Raw genomic sequence first — 3794 nt, 5'->3', positions numbered from 1 at the left:
TCCTTCCCCTCGCTGGCCACCACCGCGAAGCCCTTGCCGGCCTCGCCCGCCCGGGCCGCCTCGATCGTCGCGTTCAGCGCCAGCAGGTTCGTCTGCTCGGCGATCGAGGTGATCACCTTGACGATGTTGCCCACCTCCGCCGACGAGGCGCCCAGCTTGGCCACCGTGTTGTTGGCCGAGTGCGCGACGTCGACGGCGCCACGGGCCACCCCGGCCGCGTCGGCGGCGCTGCCCGCGATCTCGCGGATCGAGGCGCTCATCTCCTCGGCCGCCGCGGCCACCGTGGCGACGTTGACCGACACCTCCTCGGCCGCGGACGCCACCATGTCGGCCCGCGAGCTGGTCTCCTCCGAGTTCACCGCGATCCGGCCGTTGACCGTGGTCATCTGCTGGGCGGAGCCGGCCAGGGTCAGGCTGCTCTGGCTGATCCGGCTCACCGTCTGACGCAGCGTCGAGCTCGCCCGGTCGAGCTCGGACGCCATGGTGCCGATCTCGTCGGTGCTGTCCAGCGCGGCCGACTGGGTCAGGTCGCCGTCGGCGATGGACTTGATCACCTCGGAGACCGAACGCACCCGGCGGACGATGCCGCGGGCGATCAACAGGCCCAGTGCGGCAGCGGAGGCCAGGCCGACGGCCAGCACGATCGCAGTGACCCGGAAGGCGCTCTCGTACCGGCTTCGGGCGTGCTCCACCTCCGTCTTCGCGGCGTTGTTCTGGGCGTCGTCCAGCTCGCTCACCTCGGTCATCGCGGTCTGGGCGGCCGGGGTGAGCTCCTCGTTCCGGGCCCGCTCGACCGCGGTCCGGTCGCCGGCCCGCGAGGCCGGCAGGAAGGTGTTGTCGCGCGCTTCACGGTATGCCGCCCACGCGGCGACGAACTGGTCCAGCAGGGCGGGGTCGGCGGTCAGCGGGCGGTATTCGGCGACGTGCTGGTCGAATACGGCGTCGCTGGCCTTGATGGCAGCCTCGTAGTCGGTCTTCCTGGCCGGCGACCTCGTCAGGGCATGATTGAGTACGGTCGCCCGCATCGTCCCGATGTCGGTGGCGATGTCCTCGAGCCGCTGGGCCGGCACCACACTGCCCGCGTAGAGAGCCTCCGCCGAGTGGTTGAGCTGACTCATCTGCCGGATGGCGAAGACGCCCACGCCGATCCCGACGGCCGACAGCATTGCCACGATCAGCAGGATCTTGGCGTTCAGAGACCAGTTGGCGAAGGCGGTTTTCACGTTTCCTACTATCGCCGCCGGACTGGGTCTTTTGGGGCTGTTCCGTGCATCTCAGGCACCGTTCGTTGCGTCGATGGTCGCGTGCACGTGCATCCGCACGGCACAATGGTTGTAGATCCACCTCTCCCTCGGAGCGATCTGTGACTGAACCCTCTCCCGCCGTTGACCCTGACCCCATCGCCGGCGACGACCCCGCCGCCGGGCCGCCCGGCACGCTGTGGGCGCGCATGAAGGCCGACCCGCAGTACGCGCCGGAACACCTGGCCCTCGAGGCAGTGCGCCGGCTCGGACCGGAGGCCCAGCGCTGGGTCGAGCGGCTGCGCGTGCAGAACCCGGGCATCACACCCGGCGCCCTCGGCCAGCTGGCCTCGAAGCGCTTCACCAACCACGCGCGGCTCTCCGGTGCGGTCTCCGGTGCGACCGGCCTGCCGGGCGCGGTCGTCGATGTGGGGGTGCTGGCCTGGACCCAGGCGCGGATGGTGCTGCACATGGCCGCCGCGTACGGCCTCGACCCCACCCATCCCGACCGGGCGACCGACCTTCTGGTGTTGCAGAGGGTGCACAAGGTGGCCGAGTCCGCACGGCTGGCCCTCGGGGTGGCGGCCGGGCGGGAGAGGGCGAGCCGGCTTTTCGCGAACTCCGGCGAGCGGCCCCTCACCGGCGTGATGCTCAAGCTGGGCGTGAAGCTGGCTCAGATGGCCGGGATCCGGGCGGCCAAGCGGATGTTCGCCAAGGTGATCCCGGGCGCCGCCGTCATTCTCGGCACGTGGGCCAACTCGGCCGCCACCAAGGACCTGGCCCGGCGTACCCGGGACTACTACGGCAGCAACGCGATGCCACAGATCACCTCCCAATAGCTAAGCGGCCGCCGTCGCGGTCCGATCTGACCTCCGTGATGAGGCGTGGAGGTCGGGCCCGCCCGCGACGGTGGGTGGCGGCGGTGGTGCCGGCTCTGGCGGCGGCGCTGCTGTCCGGCTGCAGCCTGCTTCCCGGCTCGTCGCCGACGCCCGGCGGCAGCGGCGCCGACGCGGCTACCGGCGGCGACGGCCCGAGCTGGGTCGTCTCCGAGCGGGGCAAGCCCACGCCGTCGCCGACCCCGACCAGCGGCGGCACCCCGAAGCCGGGCGCGTCCTTCGGATTCCTGCCGCTGAGCGCCGGTGGCACCGGAACGGCCGCCACCCCCTCGCCGACCTGCTCGCCGAACACCTTCAACTTCTCCCGCATCGGCGGGCTGGACGTCACGCCCGGCTCCACCAGCGCCGAGCTGAGCTGGTACAACGTCGGCGGCTACAACCTGGTGGAGTTCAAGCTCTACGCGATCAGCCAGGACCTGGTGGTCGGCGCGCAGCGCGACGTCGGCTATGCCACGGTCAAACCGCGGACGCCGTGCGGCCAGATGAACGCCACCATCCCCAACCTGTCGCCGAAGACCCACTACGTCTTCTCCGTCGACGCGGTGGTCACCCGCAAGAGCGGTGACGGCACGCACGCCGCGACCGTCGCCCGCTCACACTCCATCCGGACGAAGTGAGGACGGCGGGCGGAACCCCAGCGCGGCGGCCTTCGACGTCTCCAGCACCATGCCGTCGGTGAGCTGATCGACGGCATAGCGGGTGAGGACCCTGCTGCGGCTCGCCGTTGCCACGGCTTTGGCCAGGGCGACGGGTACGTGCCGGACCGGCGCGCCGAGCACCGCTCGCACCACGTCATCCCGCCGATAGACCACCGGATCCGCGATGTTGTACGGCCCGGCCGGCCACCCGTCACGCAGCGCCGCCACGCACGCCTGCGCCAGGGTGCCCACCGCGGTCAGGCTCATCGGCACGTCCGGGCCGGGCAGCCACGCACGGCCGCCCCGCACCACCCGGCTCAACCGTGGCAGCAGATGCGGATCGCCGGGACCGTAGACCGCCCGCGGCCTCAGCACGACCGCGCCGGCTTCGATGGCGAGCGCCTCGCCGGCGGCCTTGGTGCGGCCGTAGGCGCTGCGCTGCCCGCCGGTCGGATGGTCCTCCCGGACGGGTTCCGGGTACGGCCCGGGGGAGTAAACGCTGGCCGAGCTGACCCAGATCACCGGCTGTCCCCGCGCCGCGTCCAGCAACCGCCGGGCGCCGTCCACGTTGACCGCGCGGAACACCGGGTCCCCGGACGCGTCACCGACGGCCGCGGCCAGATGGATCACCGCGTCCACGCCGGACAGATCGGGCGCGTCTGCGGCCGCGTCCCAGCGCCGGTGCTCGCCGACCGGCCCCGGCCGGCGCCCGCAGCAGATCACCTCGTCACCCGTTGCGGCGGCCAGGCGGGCGACCGCCGACCCACAGAAGCCGCTCGCCCCGGTGACCGCGACCCTCATCGGGTCCCGGCCCGCACGACCAGCTCACGCCAGGAGGGCAGCGCGGCCCGCCGGTCGGCGCGGGCCCGCACCACCACCGGCCGGTAGGGCGCCAGGGCGGTCAGCCACACGACCATCAGCGCCCGGGCCGGCCGAGCGCCGGGGCAGACGTGCGGCCCGAACCCGAACACCAGCCGCGCCACCCTCGCCGGCGCCGGATCGTCCGGGTCGGGGTCGTC

Annotated in this window: 4 protein-coding genes and 1 pseudogene; 2 read left to right on the top strand and 3 right to left on the bottom strand. The window is 72.6% G+C overall.

Translation table 11 applies throughout. The features are described from left to right. A partial coding sequence (locus AB0M20_RS31540; protein WP_364303975.1) for a methyl-accepting chemotaxis protein occupies window positions 1-1223 on the bottom strand: 1223 nt, incomplete at its 3' end. 140 nt (window positions 1224-1363) lie between these two features. On the opposite strand from AB0M20_RS31540, the gene AB0M20_RS31535 reads away from it, so the two are divergent. Further along, on the top strand, window positions 1364-2080 hold the full coding sequence (locus AB0M20_RS31535) for an EcsC family protein (RefSeq protein ID WP_364303974.1): 717 nt from the start codon (window positions 1364-1366) through the stop codon (window positions 2078-2080). 83 nt (window positions 2081-2163) lie between these two features. Further along, complete coding sequence (locus tag AB0M20_RS31530) at window positions 2164-2754, top strand: hypothetical protein (protein WP_364303973.1); 591 nt, start codon at window positions 2164-2166, stop codon at window positions 2752-2754. Here AB0M20_RS31530 and AB0M20_RS31525 read toward each other — a convergent pair. Both AB0M20_RS31525 and AB0M20_RS31520 read right to left on the bottom strand, forming a co-directional pair. Beyond that, window positions 2731-3576 (bottom strand): NAD(P)-dependent oxidoreductase, encoded by an 846-nt coding sequence (locus AB0M20_RS31525; protein ID WP_364303972.1) that lies wholly within the window; start codon window positions 3574-3576, stop codon window positions 2731-2733. The genes AB0M20_RS31530 and AB0M20_RS31525 overlap by 24 nt on opposite strands. Then, window positions 3573-3794: pseudogene (locus tag AB0M20_RS31520) on the bottom strand (cytochrome P450); the annotation flags it as partial. The gene AB0M20_RS31525 and the pseudogene AB0M20_RS31520, both read right to left, overlap by 4 nt.

It is taken from the genome of Actinoplanes sp. NPDC051633, from assembly GCF_040681735.1.
Lineage (GTDB): Bacteria > Actinomycetota > Actinomycetes > Mycobacteriales > Micromonosporaceae > Actinoplanes.
The sequence above is the reverse complement of the archived record's forward strand: the minus strand, read 5'-3'. Positions and strand labels throughout refer to the sequence as shown.

Bases quoted from the DNA above. Each gene is read 5' to 3' on its own strand.
- AB0M20_RS31525 (WP_364303972.1), bottom strand. From the start codon at position 3,576: ATGAGGGTCGCGGTCACCGGGGCGAGCGGCTTCTGTGGGTCGGCGGTC.